The sequence below is a fragment of the uncultured Limosilactobacillus sp. genome, from assembly GCF_934202235.1.
Classification (GTDB): Bacteria; Bacillota; Bacilli; order Lactobacillales; family Lactobacillaceae; genus Limosilactobacillus.
Genome location: NZ_CAKPXS010000042.1, coordinates 1 through 15,546 on the forward strand (window position 1 = coordinate 1; position 15,546 = coordinate 15,546).

A 15,546-nucleotide genomic window follows, 5' to 3' on the forward strand; every position below is an offset into this window, starting at 1 on the left:
CTGTTGAATACCGGACGCATACCTTATCAGTCTAAATTATCTGAACTTTGTCTAACTTTTTTGTTGCACTTCAAATTTTCCCAATCGTTTTTATTTATTTATGAAATAACCCTAAGTACTGACCGTAACCAGCCTCTTTTAATTCCTCAACCGGGATAAAGCGGAGTGCTGCCGAGTTAATACAGTACCGGAGCCCGCCCCGTTCCACCGGGCCGTCAGTAAAAACATGTCCCAAGTGTGAATCGGCATGTTGACTGCGGACCTCCGTTCGCTCCATGCCAAAGGATTGGTCGCGCTTTTCCTTCACTACCCGCCGTGCAATCGGCTTAGTAAAAGCTGGCCAGCCACAACCAGAATCGTATTTGTCAAGTGAAGAAAAAAGTGGTTCACCACTTACTACATCAACATAAATTCCCGGTTGGTCAAAGTGATCATACTTGCCAGTAAACGGTTGCTCAGTTGCTGCTTCCTGCGTTACCGCATACTGGAGCGGTGATAATTTATTCTTTAGTTTCTCTTTAGCCATCATCGGCGCCCCCTCTTCGTCCTTAATAACTATATTTTACACTGAGCCACAGCTAGTTTTTAACGATTTGCCTAGTCAGAAGAAGTTAACGAAATAGTTCACCTAATTGTACCTAAAGGCTTTTATTTTCGTTTATTTATGTTAGAATGCTAACGTCAATAAATATTAGCAAGAAAATAGTTCGTTATTTACGAACAATATTTGAAAGGGACCATCATGAATAACGACATCAAAACTATTTTGTACAGCCAAGCTGACATCGACCAACGGTTGACACAGTTGGCAGCAACGATTACTGAGAAATACCGCGACCAGTTTCCGGTCGTTGTGTCCGTCATGACCGGTGCAATGGTTTTTGCCACTGACATGCTCAAGCGTTTGAACTTCAAACTGAACGTGGATTACGTTGATGTCTCCAGTTATGACAACGGTGACCAGTCGAGCGGCCAAGTCAAGCTGGTCCAAGACCTTTCCCACTCCATTGCGGGACGTCCAGTGATAATCATGGAAGATATTATTGATACTGGCTACACCCTCCAATACTTAACCAGGCTCTTAGCAGACCGCGGCGCCAAAAGCATTGAAGTATGTGCACTACTGGACAAGCCAGCGCGTCGGCAAGTGCAAGTTGAAGCTGATTATGTCGGCTTCACGGTTCCTGATGAATTTATTGTGGGCTATGGTCTCGACTACGATGGCCTTTACCGCAATTTGCCATTTGTCGGTATCCTCAAGCGTTCTGTTTACGAGAATTAACTTCCATTACCATAAGAGAGCTTCCCGAGTTAGTAACCACTAACTTGGGATTTTTTAGATCCGTTTAACAAAATTCAATCTTGTTCATGCTTTCACTTGACGTTTGATTAAAGTTCCCGTATCATAAAAGTCGTTCTTTGATAACAAATTCACAAAGTTGAAGGAGCGAACAGTTATGTCTCAAAAAGTTGCATTAGTTACTGGTGCTAGTCAAGGGATCGGTGAAGCAATCGCCAAACGCTTAGCAAAGGATGGCTTTGCGGTCGCCCTGGTTGCTCGCCACATGGATAAACTGCAAAAAGTTCAACAAGAAATCGAGCAAGCGGGCGGTACGGCCCTGCCAATTGTTGCTGACGTGGCCAAGCGTGACGAAGTCTTTGCTGCTGTCAACGAAGCAGCCGGTAAACTTGGTGACTTCAACGTGATGGTTAACAACGCCGGTGTTGCCCCAACCACCCCGATCGACACCGTTACCGAAGACGATATGGACTACGTTTACAAGATTAACGTTTACGGGACTGTCTGGGGAATTCAGGCTGCTCACGAAGCATTTAAGAAGCTGGGCCACCCTGGTAAGATTATCAACGCTACTTCCCAGGCCGGAGTTGTCGGCAACCCGAACCTGACCGTTTACTCCAGCTCCAAGTTTGCTATCCGGGGGATTACCCAAGTCACGGCTCGTGAACTGGCTGATGAGGGCACGACAGTTAACTGCTTCGCCCCAGGGATTGTGAAGACCCCAATGATGTATGACATCGCCCACAAGGTTGGTCAAAACGCCGGCAAGAGTGATGAATGGGGGATGCAGACTTTTGCTAAGGACATTGCCTTGAAACGCTTGTCTGAACCCGAAGACGTTGCCAACGCTGTCGCCTTCCAGGCTGGCTCTGACTCAGACTACATTACTGGTCAGACGCTCGAAGTCGACGGTGGGATGCAGTTCCACTAGAATATCACTTACGATCAATAATTAAATAATTAACTTCATTAGTTGCCGTCAACGACGACCGTGAAAAAATGGAGCACGATGAAATCAAAAGATTTCACCGTGCTCCATTCGTTTTACCGGCTTATGCGGTCACAACCTCACAAGCTGTCTTCATTACTCATCATTATTCATCTTTCCGATGTTGACTCCCTAACAAGCCAATCATTCCCAGCAGGACACTCAAGCCAAGACCAAACGCTGTCTGAGAATTATGGTTCCCGGTCTGTGGCAACTGGTGACGACGTGAGGCTGATGACTGCTGGTCACTATGACTAGCAGTAGTTGAGGCTTGTCCAACGACATTCTGATGACTACCAGCAGCTTGCGGTAAGGCCTGGTAGTAAACGTCCACCGTGACTGGCGAAGTAGTATTCATCACTCTTGCCAGCGGTACTGTCGTTTGACTAGCAGTGTAACCACCGATGGCTGGCACATCATATGCTGGCCAGTCAGCCGTCGACCACTGACTGTAATCAATGTCACCACTTCGTCAACCGTTGCCGTCCGACTCAAGTGGGCGTCCTGGTGGATCGTCTTAATTGAACCGTCTGGCAAGTGGAGGTTAATCGTCCGGGTGATCATCTTGTTCAAATCATCCTGGCTAACCCCCGTCGGGTAATGCTGTGACGGATTGTCTGGTAAAATGTCCGCTGGCGTCTTCGGTTGGTCTGGCGTAACCGTTGTTGTGGCGTGCTTGACATGGATAGTGATCAACTGGTTGTCATCATCCACGTGGTCAAACTGGTTTGGTACCTGGTCGCCACTAACAAGGACGTAACCATGGTTCTGGTAATTCTCGACAACCTGGTCCAGGTCCTGGTGAGCCTCAGTTGGTACCCCCTGGTCAGATACACCACTGACTAAGCGAACAGGTTGGTCGCCACTGATGACGTTACCAGTATTGTCGTCAACTACCTGGTAGTCAATCTCTTGCGGATCGGCAGTATAGCTGATGTCGATCGTTTGGTCCTTCGTCTGGCCATTCACCGTTACCACCGCAACACTTGCCTTGGTTGGCGTGTAACCAGTGATAGTTGGTGTCTGGTATGCCGGCCACTGGTCGGTACTCCAATCACTATCGGCAACGACTTTGCCAGTCACCTCGTCAACCGTTGCCGTCCGCGTCAAGTGAAACTTCTGCTCAGTATTATCGGTAATGCCGTTTGGCCGGTGCAGGCTGATCAGCCGCGTCACTGTCTTGTTCAAATCATCCTTAGCAACACCGTTAGGATACTTCTTATTCGGATTGTCCGGCAGCTTATCCTTCGGCGTCTTTAGATCAGTTGGCGTTACTGTCGTCGTCGCGTGCTTGAGGGCAACCGTGTAGGTATGGGTGTCAGTGTTGTCACCATCATACTTTGGTGCGGTCCCCTGCGGATCAAAGCCGTTAGTAACCAGGACGTAACCGTGCCGCTTCAGTTGGGCAATGGTTGAGGCCGTCTGGTAGTTAACCGCCTGGCCGGCCACCCCGGTCAGCACTCCTGATCCGGTGTTGGCAATTGGTCGATTATCGTTATCCTGGTCGATATAAACGACCTTGACCGTTGGGTCCTTGGCATAGGTGACCGTCCGGGTAATGGTAGCCGTCGTGGTTGGCGTTGCCAGGGTGACCGTCGAACCATTGGTCAATCCCTGGTCGGCCGTGGCGTTGTTATCCACTTTGATCGTCAGTGCCGGTACTTGATTATCTGACGGGTGGTAGCCCCTTTCTGATGGTGATTGCACTGCCTGCGTAGTCGCTGTCGACCAGCTAATTTCTGGCGTGTTGTGGTTACCAGCATTGACAATTTCATTACCTTGCTGGTCCTTAATTGGCTTATTGGTCAGCTCACCGGTAACCAGGTCGATGTAGGCAGTGCCGACCAACGTGACGGACTGGTGGGCGTTGGTTGGTATCTGACCAGTAAAGGCCGTCTCGTCATGATTGATGTACTTTACATCAAGCGTAGCCGTCTTCTTCAAGTCAGCCAACTGCAGCTTGCTCTGGTCAGGCATCTTGGGGTCATTGCCGGTGACCTTTTGGACAAGGTGATGCAAGGTGATCAGGACGTTTTGGTTCTTCTGGTCATCATGGTCGTACTTGCTTGGCAATGCCTGGGCATCAACAACGTAGCCCTTTTGCTGGTACTGGCTAATGATCTGCTGGTAACTGGTCTTGGCAGCGGCACTAACAGTCCCATCAGAAACTCCCGTCCCGTTTGGCAAGGCTACCTGCTTGGCCAGCGTTTGACCGGTCGTGGCGTCCTTGACGGTGTAGGTCAGTTTCTGCTGGTCGGGGGCATAAGTAACAACCACGTCAGCCGCGTTCTTCCCCTGGACCGCGTCAGTCGCCGCAACGCTCAACTTATCCGCCGTATACCCAGGGATCACTGGTGAAGCGACTACTTCGTACTGCTTGACGTTTTGACCGCCGGTGGTTTTGCCGCCCTGGTCGATGGTTGACGACACTGCTTGCCAGTCGTTGTTTGGCGTGACTGCCCCGGTGACCAGGTTCATCTTCCCCGTCCGGTTAAAGGTGACCGTTTCCGTGACTGGATCGGCGGCCTGGGTCCCATTAGTAAACTGGTAACGGATCTGCCGGGTCGACTGTGACTGGTAATTCTTGGCGTCAAACTGGTTCTTCGCTGGCCACTGGTATGGGCTATGGTCAGTTACTGGCTGGCCCGCCGTCACCTTGGTCGTGGCGTTGACCGGTACGACGTGTTCAACGTAGTAAACCTTGACGGTTTGGTCATCGTCAGTGGCACTCACCGTCTGTTTAGCGATCGTCGGCATAGCAGCCCCAGATTCGTCAGTAGCCGGTTCATAACCCGCTGTCCGCAAGTCAGGGTTAGTGACCTGGCCCCAGCTGTTGGCCGTCGTCTGCCAAGCATCGTCAGCATTCTTCGTGTCGACTTGGTAAACCTTCACCTGCTGGCCATTAGCACCGGTGTATTCGGTGTAGTGACCAGTCGTGTTGTAACCAATAACCTGGTTCGTTACTGCGTCCGTTACTGCCGTTTGACTAAAGTTCACGGTTTGCGGCGCATGATGGGCCACAGCAGTTGGCAGCTCCTGGCCCGTGGTCTTGTCATAGTAGGCAATCGTCCGCTTGACCGCCTTATCAGTAATCTTGACTGTCGTCCCGTGAAGCAGGTGGACAATCACGGTCTGGTTGTCCTGGTCATTCGTGTCAAAGTTCGTCGGTACCTGGTAGCCCTGCTTTAAAACATAACCTTGTTTCAGGTATGAGTCGACAACGTCCTTCAACTTCGACTTGGCATCATTCGGCACCGCACTAGTCGAATCACCACTGACTAAGTCGTCGGTCTTTAGCACCTTACCATTGTCAGTATCATCAACAATTTGGTAGTTGATGGTCTGCTTGGTTGGGGTGTAGACAACCGTGTATTCCAAGTCTGATGACCCGTTGTTGACAGTAATGATACTAATTTGTCCCTTGGTAGCATCATAATGAGCAGTCGGCGTCACTGAGACAGTATAACCCGGCTTATTGTCGATTGTTACTGGCGGGAAGTCATAACTATCCATCCCTGCATTCCAAACAATCTTGCCACTTTGCGGGTCCTTATATCCTGATCCGGTAAACTTGTGACTAGCGAAAGTATCATCCTTGACCTTCTGATGATTAGCATAGACGTAGTGAATAGTTTCCTTAACCGTGTGGTCAGCCGTAACTGGTTGGCCAATCACAGCTTTAAAGACCACCGCATCCTGGTCAAAGTCATACTTCGCCGTTTTACCAAAAGCTGCTGTCCCATTAGCATAACCACCCAAATATTGTTCATGTGAATTCTCCACCGTTGGGTGGGCATAGTCAATTACTAAGTGCGCTGGCAACTGCGAACGATCTAATGCCGTCAGTCCCTGATCAGATTGCAGGAAATCCGACCGCTTCATCTGGTCCTGGCCTTCCTGATATTGGTGGGCTTGGTAGGTTAACTCGACATCATGGTTATGCCCCTGTGCGTCAGTATACCGAATAATCGTCTTGACAGTAGACTGACCAACGACCTTAATCTTTGCGGACGCCGGACTCTGGGCGTTAATCACTACTGGCTTGAGTTGTACCGATCCGTCAGCATTATTAGCCCAAGTGTTGCTAGTGACCTGTGTCACCTTATTAACATCATCATAAATCTGCTTATCTTCGATCGGCATCACAACCCGGTAAGTTGAGTCACCAGCAAGACTATCAGCAGAAACCAGTATTGCCCGCACCTTCGACCAATCACTAATTTGGCTCGCTGACTTGAATTGAGTTAATTGCGTAGAAGTGACATTACTAAGATCAACAGACTGCGTGGAATAGCTAATCGTGACACCAGTTGCCGGTTGGTTAGTGTTAACATTCACCACCGTGGCTGGGCCGGACAAAACTGAAGCAAAGTGCCCTGATTCTTGACCATCATCTAAGTTAATGACCGACTTTACGTTAGTGAGCGCCCTATCTTGACCATTGATAATGGAATTATAAAGTTTCATTTGGGTCCCCGTGTGGTCTGACTGGGTCGTTTGTAACGCTGGTGCTGGTTGGCCAGTTGTTGAAGTCATTGTGGCAATAGTTGTCCCCTTGGCAACGACAAGGTCCCAATGACCTTCTTCGTACACCAATGTATTATTGGCAGCGACATGACCATTCTGAGCCAACTTCTTAAACAGGTTGGCAAACGTCCCGTTCTTTTCACTATACTGATCCACAGTGGGAAACCGACGTGCAAAATTAGAAACCTGATCAGACACGACCATCATCGCTGTTGGCTTTGACGATGTCAGCCAGTCCGGCGTGTTATCCAACCCTGAAACGGTGATATCAAAGCCATCATAAACGGTCTTGTAATTGGAAAGATCAACCACAACCACCTGCTGACCATCGATAACCTGGAATGAAATTGCCTTCGGCTTCAGTACTTGATGGGTGTCGCCTGTCGTCACCTGCACGTTTTGCGATAGCTGCTGCCCGTTAATCGAAACATTCGCTGGTAAAACCAGGTAAGCCAGCGGTTGTTTTAATTGCGGTTTATAGTTGGACTGATCTTCATAGCCATCAACAGAGTATGTTATGTGCCCAGCGTTTTGCTGTCCTGGCGTCTTCGAGTCTTGATGGGGAACGATTTGTAATTGTGCACCAATGCCTGCCGGCGTTTCGGCAATAACTAGAAACCGTGTTGATGTCGCATTAATTGACTGAGATAGCTGCGGAGCAGTTGCTTCAACGTGAATATCCATCTCATCACCCACTTGAACAGGTTGTCCATTAGCGTAGTGATCAGCGGTAACATAGACAAAATCATGGAGGCTATCAGGGATACCAAATACAGCACCACCATAAACCTGATCATAGTGGATATCGACTGCCTTGATAGAAACCTTGTCATCTCCGGAACCCAACTTAATGTTTGGTGAACCCCAATCCTTTAAGTCATAGCCACTGTATAGCTCGAACTCCTTATTATTGGCAACGGACTGCCAATCCTTCGCGGTTAACTCAACCGTCCGGCCATCAGAAAGGAACACCATGATCCGATCTGCCCCATCAAGGCTGTTGTTTTTATTTAGGCTTAGCCGATAAACATTGAGTCCATCTGGAAACTCAACGTGAACGTTCACATCTGATAGGGTATCATTTGATTTGTTACTAAACGGTGCAACAACGGCTTGTGAACTCTCATTGCCAATGTATTGCTGATGATTAATTGTTTGACCATACGGGGTTTTTGATTGATAGGGCCCAAAGTACAAATTAACACCATCCTGATAAATGACGGCTTGCTGCTTATCCACCCCAATCGTACCCTCTGTATTGTTATTATTCCAAATAGTAACATCAAAATCCGTTGGTTGATTGTGGTTTAATGTTACTTTATGGTTTAATGTTCTAATTTGGCTAATGATGTGGTCATCATTGTGATTCAATTTAACTGTCTTTTGTCCATTAGCAAACTGACTATCTGACACATTAACTTCCAAGTTAAACACAAAGTTAAATGAATCGCCATCGCTATCCTTATTCAAACTTGGTGTTTGGCCAGCGCTTAATTTAACCTGATTAATGGTCAACACACCATTATTCACAGTAGCTGTCGCGGTCCCTAAAACTTTACCAAAATCATCCATTAAGGTGACATGAGGTGAAGTCAACTTAAATTCACTCGGCAACGTGAATTGGACGTTCATCGACGGAAAAGACTTTGCAACGTCGAACTGCCCGAGTGCGTTCCCTAACCCATAACCAGCATATGTTAACGAAATCTGTCCTTGATAAGAATGGTGGTTTCGCAACGGATAATTCAGGTCGCCATGATAAAGGCTAAAGTTAGTATTTGAGATCCCCATTGAACTTTCTTCACTGGCAAACTCAAGGGATTGCGCATCCCCATTATTCTTTGCTAGTGAAATTTGACCGCTTGCCAATGCATATGGCGCCCATCCTTGACCGTCAAAAATATCAAAATGGGCATTCGGGCGGTAACGTAAGATAATATCCTGTGAAATCGTCCCCGTACTAGTAAAATGATCAGTAATGACAAACCAACCATGTTCAGCATCACTGTTGACCAATTGAGAAGTGGTCGTCCCCATCGATGATGGCAATGAGGAAATATCATTTTGGGTATCAATAAACCATTCTGGAACCCGAATAGTGTAAGTATCCCCAGCCTTAAAACTACTCGACTTAAAAGTCAGCTTCGCCTTCTGGTTACCACTATTAATGACATTATGGTCCACTGTTAATTCTGATCCATCGTCAAGCGTAACCGTTTGCTGGCTACCATTAACATTGGTGGTATAACCCGAATTAGGCTTTAGATGAATAGCAGATTGATCAGTTGCCGGGATAGCTGCCTTACTCTCCTGCAACTGATTTGCTGCTGAGACAGGTTGACCACTCTTCGCCGTCCTCAATGGAACTTGCTGCTGGTCAACTTGTTTTTGATTTGCAGTTTTATTTTCGACTTGACCCGCTGTTGGCTTCGTTGGTACTTGGTCAGCATGAACGGTCGTCATACTGCCATCCCAGTACAAGGTTGTGCCCCGTAAGACTGAAGCCACCCCAATGCTTAATTTTGTAAACCAAAATGCGGGACATGTTTCATGTCCCGTTGCATCTTATGCTGAAAATTGTTTTTTGAAACCATGAATAATTTACTCCCATCCAAAAGAACCAATATATTTTGAATTAGAAACAACAATGGCTAAATATAATATTATTAGTCGTTGTTAATTATAACACTTATTTATCATAAGCTCAGTTTTTATTAGAACTTGCGTCCGTTCTTAGCTGCCAATAGTTCAATAAAAGTTAATCACCACGCCGCAAATAAAGCGCTTCTCTGAAGGATTAGAACCATCCAATTTACCAACTACTTAAAACATCGGTTGACAAGATTAAACCTATCAACTGAATTATTTGTATCCGTGTAAAGCTACCAATCCAGTGTCAAAATTGCAACAATAAGTCAGTATCATTTCCCTGGTAAGCCGTTAATTATTTTATTAATACGAATGTGCCCGGTAGTCACCGTACTGTTGCTACTGGTAACCCCCACTAATCAATTAAATAGGAAATGAAAAAGGAGGGGACTGTTGTTACAGCCCCGCTCCCCACTGTCAATGATTTAAGATGACAAGATGATTAACATACTAGCTTGTATTCTTTCATTCCGTAATTAACCGCTGGGGCAAACGAATTCATAACGAGTTTATTTTCGTCTATTTTGAAATCCTCACTTGTGCCCTTTCATTTCTTGCCCTCCTCTTCGCTAACGCATACAGTATTGTCATTTTAGGAATGGTTATGCTGACCGTGGGTGAGGCAACGGTATTCCCAACTATCCCGGCAGTCGTTAACAACCTTTCGCCGGTTCAAGCTAAGAGAAAATACCAGGGATTGCCCACCGCCTTGATCTCTTTTGGCAAAGTAATTGGCCCGTTGCTTGGGGGGAATTATTATTGATGATTATTCATATCGCATTCTATTTAGTGGTTGTGCCGTTATCCTGCTGATTATCACTAGTACCGTGTCATTAGTGGGACAGCACCATCAACCCTTATTATCTAATTTTCAATCCAAGACAAAGTAACACCGCTTATATCATCTTTAACAAAGTCCGCTCCACACCATAAAAAAGTCTGTAATACTTAGTCGTGCTCCACAATTATTAGATAAGAAACCTAATGATTGTGGAGCACTTTTCATCTTTTCATATGGTTAAACACCAGAATTATACGGAAGGGAACCCATTTAGGTAACCACCACACATAGTACTAAGCAAACAACTAGTCATGTAACTGGTACCAATGATGAACAAGCCGTTTGACGCTAAATTGACATGCAACTTATTAAAAAATTTTACCCTTGTTTAATTTGTTCTGGATGCGGTATCTGTTTAATTATCTTTGCGGGTACTCCAGCAACGATTATATTAGGAGCAACGTCTTTAGTGACCACGGCACCAGCCCCGACAACTGCATTTTCACCAATCGTTACACCCGCCAGCACCGTTACCCCAGCGCCCAACCAAGCGTTATTTGCAATGGTAATTGGTGCACATAATAGTTTTTCGCGGTCGTATAAATCATGGTTATTAGCTAAGAACTGGCAATTCGCGGCAATTTTGACGTTGTCACCAATCGTGATTGGGGCGGATGACATCATGGTCGTATTGTAATTAAGGTGGGTGTTTTGGCCAATCTTGACCTGGCTACCATTAAGGACGTGCAATGGGGGGCATAAAACTGGCGTCGTCAGCGACGTTACCATTAAAAAGTTCCTTGATTAACGACTTAATTTCGGGTGACGTTGGATCAGTCGTATTAATCTTAAAGCAAAGTCGGGCACTCCGCTGAATTTCTGGTGCTAACTTCTCCCGTTCTGTCCGCATATTAATCGTCGTAAACTGCTTATCCATCTCGTTTTTACCTCCTCACCAAAAGCAGGATGCCAAGCCTGCTACTTTAACTATTAATCATTAACGTGTACATCATATTTACTGAGCATTTCTTCAACGCCAGGCGCATCAGGATCATGCATCCCCTTACCCTTATCCAGGGCCCGCAACTGGTCCATTTCAGCCGAGTTTAATTCAAAATCAAAGATGTCTTGGTTGCCCTTAATCCGGTCTTCATGAACTGACTTTGGAAAGACGATGACGCCCTCCTGGTGTTCAAAACGAAGGATAATTTGTCCCGCATTCTTGCCATACTTTTCGGCCATCTTGGTGAGGACCGGTTCCTTAAGGAGGTCAGCGTTGCCTTGACCAAGCGGTGCCCAGGCTTCGAGGGCCACCCCATCCTTAGCCATGATTTGCCGAATTCCCTTTTGCTGGAAATAAGGGTTAAACTCCACCTGGTTAACTGCCGGCACTACGTCAAAATTAGGAACAAACTTCTGCCAAATCTTCGGCGTCATGTTGGAAACCCCAATCGAGCGAATCTTACCCGCTTGTTGTGCTTCTTCCATTGCCCGCCAGGCATCGGCAACCTTGCCGTATGGCTGGTGGATTAAGTAAAGGTCAACGTAGTCCAGGCCGAGTTTTTGCAGGGAAAGGTCAATGGCCTGCTTAGCATCGGCATAGGCAAAGTCCTGCAACCATAGTTTAGAAGTCACCCAAATTTGGTCACGGGGAATCCCGCTATCCTTGATTGCCTGGCCAACTTCTTGTTCGTTGAAGTAAGCCACCGCCGTGTCGATGTGGCGATAACCGGCCGCTAATGCTTCCTTAACTGCCTGATAAGTTGACCCGTCTGCCGGAATTTGGAAAGTGCCAAAGCCAAATGATGGAATTTCATTACCATCATTGAGTTTAAATGTTGGAATTGTCATTATATGTTACCTCCTAATTACTTTTCGCTATCCTGAACCTGCTTCAAACTGGAACCGAAGATTTGTTCAATCGTCACCGGATCGCGGTGGTCAAAGAATTGACTCTCGCGTTTGTCTAAACTAGCCAGCTGCTGCATGTCAGCATCAGATAACTCGAAATCAAAGACATTAATGTTTTCGGCCATCCGCTGCTGGTGAACCGATTTTGGAATCACCGTGATGCCGCGTTGCAGCAGCCAGCGAAGGATGACTTGCCCCGTCGTCTTACGATACTTAGCAGCAATCGCCACAATCGTTTCGTTCTGAAAGACGTTGTGCTTGCCTTCCGCAAATGGTGCCCAGGCTTCAACCCGGACACCCTGGCTTTGGGCAAATTTCACTTCGGCATCCTGTTGGTACCAGGGGTTAACTTCGATTTGGTTAACCGCGGGCTTGACCGGCATCGTCAGCAGCAAATCTTGTAATTGGTCAGCATAGAAGTTAGAAACCCCGATTGCCCGGATCTTACCTGCTTTTTGGGCCTCTTCCAGTGCCCGCCAGGCACCCATGGTGTCACCATATGGTTGATGCAATAGGTATAAGTCCATGTAATCAAGGCCCAGTTTTTGGAGTGAGGCGTCGATCCCCCGCTTAGCCCGTTCGTAACTAAAGTCGGACACCCAGAGCTTAGAAGTAACGAAGATTTCGTCGCGGTTAACGGCGCTCTTTTTAATCGCCTTGCCGACTGCTGCTTCATTTTGGTAGGCCGTCGCGGTATCAATTAAGCGGTAACCCGTTTCGATTGCTTCCGTGACTGCTTGTTCAGCTTGTGATAAGTCGGGTACTTGGAAGACCCCAAACCCGAGTGTTGGCATTTTCACGCCATTGTTCAACTTAACCGTTGGTACGTTGGTCATCTTGTAAACTCCCTTTCGCATTTGTGATTGTCTATATCATAAGGGTATATTACCGAGTTGAAAATTACTTGATAAGCATGGAAGTATACGGTTGGTGTATACTAGAGTTTGCTCCTACTCATTTGTTTCATAACCGATTGCCCCACTGGCAAAAAGGCTGGCTAACGTTGGCTACGAAAAGATAATGATGCTAGTTAAAGTTGATACACTAATAACTTCTAAAGGATGACTTGAATAATGATTGAAAATTATCTTCTCCAAGAACTCGTTACATTTGCCCAAGCCGGCACCCTCGCCAAAACGGCCGCTAAACTACACGTGACTCAGCCAACCGTCACCCGGGGGATGCAGAAATTAGAAGATGAATTAGGCGTCAAATTGTTTGAACGTCAACCAAACAAGCTTGAGTTAACCAAGACCGGCAAACTTGCTGCTAAGAAAGCCGCGACTCTCTTACAAGCTAACCAGCAGTTTATGAATGAAATTCGTGACTTTAGTCAATCACAGCAGGTACTTAACATCGCTTGCGTTGCCCCTGGGCCACAAATTGTCATTCGTCAAGCAGCTAATCAGCTGCCAAAGAAGGTTAAACTTGACCAACAGTTATTACCGACTGACCAAGTTGCCACTTCACTACTGAATCACCAGTATTCAATGCTCATCACCAATCACGAAATCCAAACCAACCTAATTGAGTCCTATTATTTAGGTCAGGAACACCTCTTTGTTAACCTCGACCAATTCATGTATTTGGCCAACCAGCAAACGGTAACCTTTACCGAGTTACGGGGGTTGAGTTTCGTCGTCCTTAACGAAATTGGCCCCTGGAAGCAGGTTATTCAAAAGCATATTCCTAACGCAAAATTTCTTTACCAAGCCGAATATGATGCGCTCAATGAGCTAACGAAGTATACCAGCTTTCCCTTCTTTACGACCAACATTACTAGCCCTGAAGTCCCATACGATACGACAGACACCGTCACCATCCCTATCACGGATGATGCCGCCACCATGACCTTTTATGCGGCCTACTTAAAAAGCCAGCGGAAGGCAATCATTCCGGTGGCAAAAAAGCTAGTCGATATTTGGCCTAAATAATAAACTCTCTATAACAATGGTGGTCTAACGTTCACTTTTGCCGGACGTTCGATCACCATTGTTGTACTGCGCTGTTCACTTTTAATCTATGTTTTTTAACTATTTACATATTTGGACCAAAACCATTAGCGATCATGACTTCGCGACGTGGCCGATTACCATCAGAACCGGGCTTGTCGACGCCAATCGAGTCTCGAATGTCTTTCTCAGGATCGTTGACTAAGCTAACTACGTATGCAGCAACACTCTTCCGCGAAATTTCAGTTCCCTTAAATGCCTCATTATTGTTAAAGCTGGTGTTTTCATAGTCAACTTCATTATTATCCGTCAACCATGCTGGACGAATAATCGTGTAGTCCAAATCGCTATTACTAATCACATCGGCTGCTTCACGATAAGTCTGCAGGTAACCTGGTAATGCCCGGGTATTCAATTTGCCGAATTCCCCCGGAACTTCATCGTATATTCCCAGTGAGGAAGTCCAAATCAAACGTTTAACACCCAACTTATCCATGGCAGCAACTAACTTCTTCGCTTGGTCAACAACATTCCCTGCCAGACTAGCATAGACTATGTCCTGCCCTTTGATTGCCGATTCCAGGTCGGCACGACTAGTAGCATCGCCGAGTCGTTGATACAATTGTTAATTTCATTAATTAACCCGTTTCGTTCTCCCCCCCAATCGCTACATGATAACATTTGACTAATTTTTGATTGCTTAGTCATACAACGGCCCCTTTTATGAAACTAAGATAATAATTAGTAAGTATAAGGGAGGAATCTTAATGACTATTAGTCTCGGACTACTAATATTAATTGGTGGTATCGTCGGTGGAATTATTTCCTCAATTGCCGGTGGCGCCTCAATCGTTTCCTATCCGGTATTGTTGCTCTCTGGGGTTCAGCCAATTTTTGCTAATATTACTAATCACGGCGCGCTAATTTTTGATTACGCAGGGGCAATTGCGTCCTCCAAGCGCGAACTAGCAAGCCACTGGGGCCAAGCAGGTTTTTACGCCGCTTGTTCAACCATTGGTGCAATATTAGGAACGTACCTTCTGCTCGCCTTTCCTGCTAGGGTCTTCGAACGGGTTGTCCCAATTCTACTATTGCTTTCTGGCTTGCTATTTATCTTCGGTCAGAAAAAGCCACAGCGCCAACGAGCCATGAAGAAAAAACTGCCAAAGGCTTTAGTAGCAATTATTATGCTTTTAATGGGCTGTTATACTGGTTACTTTGGCGGTGCTAATGGTGTTGTCGTTTTAGCAGCTTTTCAATACATGACCAGCAACGACTTCTTAGTTGATAATGCTATTAAGAACGTTATTTGCGGTTGTGGTAATCTAGTTGCCTTTATCATCTTTGTCTTTCGCTCAAAAGTATATTGGACTCAAGGGATTATCCTAGCAGTCGGAATGCTGATTGGCGGCTACCTGGGGCCCATGCTGCTACGCCA

Annotated in this window: 13 protein-coding genes; 5 read left to right on the forward strand and 8 right to left on the reverse strand. The window is 46.4% G+C overall.

Features of this window, described 5'->3' with window-relative positions:
* Nucleotides 1-94 precede the first annotated feature (94 nt).
* Nucleotides 95-526: a peptide-methionine (R)-S-oxide reductase MsrB gene (gene msrB / locus Q0E49_RS06505; RefSeq protein WP_295747240.1), complete on the reverse strand. Its 432-nt coding sequence runs from the start codon at nt 524-526 to the stop codon at nt 95-97.
* Nucleotides 527-742: 216 nt separating this feature from the next.
* On the opposite strand from msrB, the gene hpt reads away from it, so the two are divergent.
* Both hpt and Q0E49_RS06515 read left to right on the forward strand, forming a co-directional pair.
* Nucleotides 743-1,282: a hypoxanthine phosphoribosyltransferase gene (hpt, locus tag Q0E49_RS06510; protein WP_295747242.1), complete on the forward strand. Its 540-nt coding sequence runs from the start codon at nt 743-745 to the stop codon at nt 1,280-1,282.
* A 175-nt stretch (nt 1,283-1,457) separates the two neighbouring features.
* Nucleotides 1,458-2,231, forward strand: coding sequence for a (S)-acetoin forming diacetyl reductase (locus tag Q0E49_RS06515; protein ID WP_295747244.1), 774 nt, complete (start codon nt 1,458-1,460; stop codon nt 2,229-2,231).
* 163 nt (nt 2,232-2,394) lie between these two features.
* Here Q0E49_RS06515 and Q0E49_RS06520 read toward each other — a convergent pair whose 3' ends face one another.
* Nucleotides 2,395-2,703: an LPXTG cell wall anchor domain-containing protein gene (locus Q0E49_RS06520; RefSeq protein ID WP_295747246.1), complete on the reverse strand. Its 309-nt coding sequence runs from the start codon at nt 2,701-2,703 to the stop codon at nt 2,395-2,397.
* Complete coding sequence (locus tag Q0E49_RS06525) at nt 2,646-9,323, reverse strand: hypothetical protein (RefSeq protein WP_295747248.1); 6,678 nt, start codon at nt 9,321-9,323, stop codon at nt 2,646-2,648. The genes Q0E49_RS06520 and Q0E49_RS06525 overlap by 58 nt, the downstream gene beginning before the upstream one ends.
* 616 nt (nt 9,324-9,939) lie before the next feature.
* Between Q0E49_RS06525 and Q0E49_RS08005 the strand changes: the two genes are divergently transcribed.
* A complete protein-coding gene (locus Q0E49_RS08005; RefSeq protein ID WP_366509546.1) occupies nt 9,940-10,227 on the forward strand; it encodes an MFS transporter in 288 nt (95 codons plus the stop codon).
* A gap of 396 nt (nt 10,228-10,623) precedes the next feature.
* On the opposite strand, the gene Q0E49_RS06530 is transcribed toward Q0E49_RS08005, so the two are convergent.
* From Q0E49_RS06530 to Q0E49_RS06545, 4 genes are read right to left on the reverse strand one after another with little or no spacing between them, the layout of a single operon-like run.
* Complete coding sequence (locus tag Q0E49_RS06530) at nt 10,624-11,034, reverse strand: DapH/DapD/GlmU-related protein (RefSeq protein WP_295747250.1); 411 nt, start codon at nt 11,032-11,034, stop codon at nt 10,624-10,626.
* The gene (locus tag Q0E49_RS06535; RefSeq protein WP_295747252.1) at nt 10,982-11,182 is read right to left on the reverse strand and encodes a hypothetical protein; all 201 of its coding nucleotides are present in this window, start codon (nt 11,180-11,182) and stop codon (nt 10,982-10,984) included. The genes Q0E49_RS06530 and Q0E49_RS06535 overlap by 53 nt, the downstream gene beginning before the upstream one ends.
* 53 nt (nt 11,183-11,235) lie before the next feature.
* Nucleotides 11,236-12,096: an aldo/keto reductase gene (locus tag Q0E49_RS06540; RefSeq protein WP_295747253.1), complete on the reverse strand. Its 861-nt coding sequence runs from the start codon at nt 12,094-12,096 to the stop codon at nt 11,236-11,238.
* A 17-nt stretch (nt 12,097-12,113) separates the two neighbouring features.
* Nucleotides 12,114-12,992 carry an aldo/keto reductase gene (locus tag Q0E49_RS06545; protein ID WP_295747255.1) on the reverse strand — a complete coding sequence of 293 codons (879 nt, stop codon included), beginning with the start codon at nt 12,990-12,992 and terminating at the stop codon, nt 12,114-12,116.
* Between the two features lie 237 nt (nt 12,993-13,229).
* Here Q0E49_RS06545 and Q0E49_RS06550 point away from each other — a divergent pair, with 237 nt between their 5' ends.
* Nucleotides 13,230-14,090 carry a LysR family transcriptional regulator gene (locus tag Q0E49_RS06550; protein WP_295747257.1) on the forward strand — a complete coding sequence of 287 codons (861 nt, stop codon included), beginning with the start codon at nt 13,230-13,232 and terminating at the stop codon, nt 14,088-14,090.
* A 103-nt stretch (nt 14,091-14,193) separates the two neighbouring features.
* On the opposite strand, the gene Q0E49_RS06555 is transcribed toward Q0E49_RS06550, so the two are convergent.
* Nucleotides 14,194-14,730: an NAD(P)H-binding protein gene (locus Q0E49_RS06555; RefSeq protein WP_295747259.1), complete on the reverse strand. Its 537-nt coding sequence runs from the start codon at nt 14,728-14,730 to the stop codon at nt 14,194-14,196.
* A 145-nt stretch (nt 14,731-14,875) separates the two neighbouring features.
* Between Q0E49_RS06555 and Q0E49_RS06560 the strand changes: the two genes are divergently transcribed.
* Nucleotides 14,876-15,546: sulfite exporter TauE/SafE family protein (locus tag Q0E49_RS06560; protein ID WP_295747261.1), on the forward strand; the 671-nt coding region annotated here is incomplete at its 3' end.

What these genes read in the sequence shown, in the direction of transcription:
- Q0E49_RS06550 (WP_295747257.1), top strand. Translation starts at nt 13,230, where the DNA reads ATGATTGAAAATTATCTTCTCCAAGAACTCGTTACATTTGCCCAAGCC.
- msrB (WP_295747240.1), bottom strand. Translation starts at nt 526, where the DNA reads ATGGCTAAAGAGAAACTAAAGAATAAATTATCACCGCTCCAGTATGCG.
- Q0E49_RS06530 (WP_295747250.1), bottom strand. Translation starts at nt 11,034, where the DNA reads ATGGTAACGTCGCTGACGACGCCAGTTTTATGCCCCCCATTGCACGTC.
- Q0E49_RS06515 (WP_295747244.1), top strand. Translation starts at nt 1,458, where the DNA reads ATGTCTCAAAAAGTTGCATTAGTTACTGGTGCTAGTCAAGGGATCGGT.
- hpt (WP_295747242.1), top strand. Translation starts at nt 743, where the DNA reads ATGAATAACGACATCAAAACTATTTTGTACAGCCAAGCTGACATCGAC.
- Q0E49_RS06535 (WP_295747252.1), bottom strand. Translation starts at nt 11,182, where the DNA reads ATGGATAAGCAGTTTACGACGATTAATATGCGGACAGAACGGGAGAAG.
- Q0E49_RS06545 (WP_295747255.1), bottom strand. Translation starts at nt 12,992, where the DNA reads ATGACCAACGTACCAACGGTTAAGTTGAACAATGGCGTGAAAATGCCA.
- Q0E49_RS06540 (WP_295747253.1), bottom strand. Translation starts at nt 12,096, where the DNA reads ATGACAATTCCAACATTTAAACTCAATGATGGTAATGAAATTCCATCA.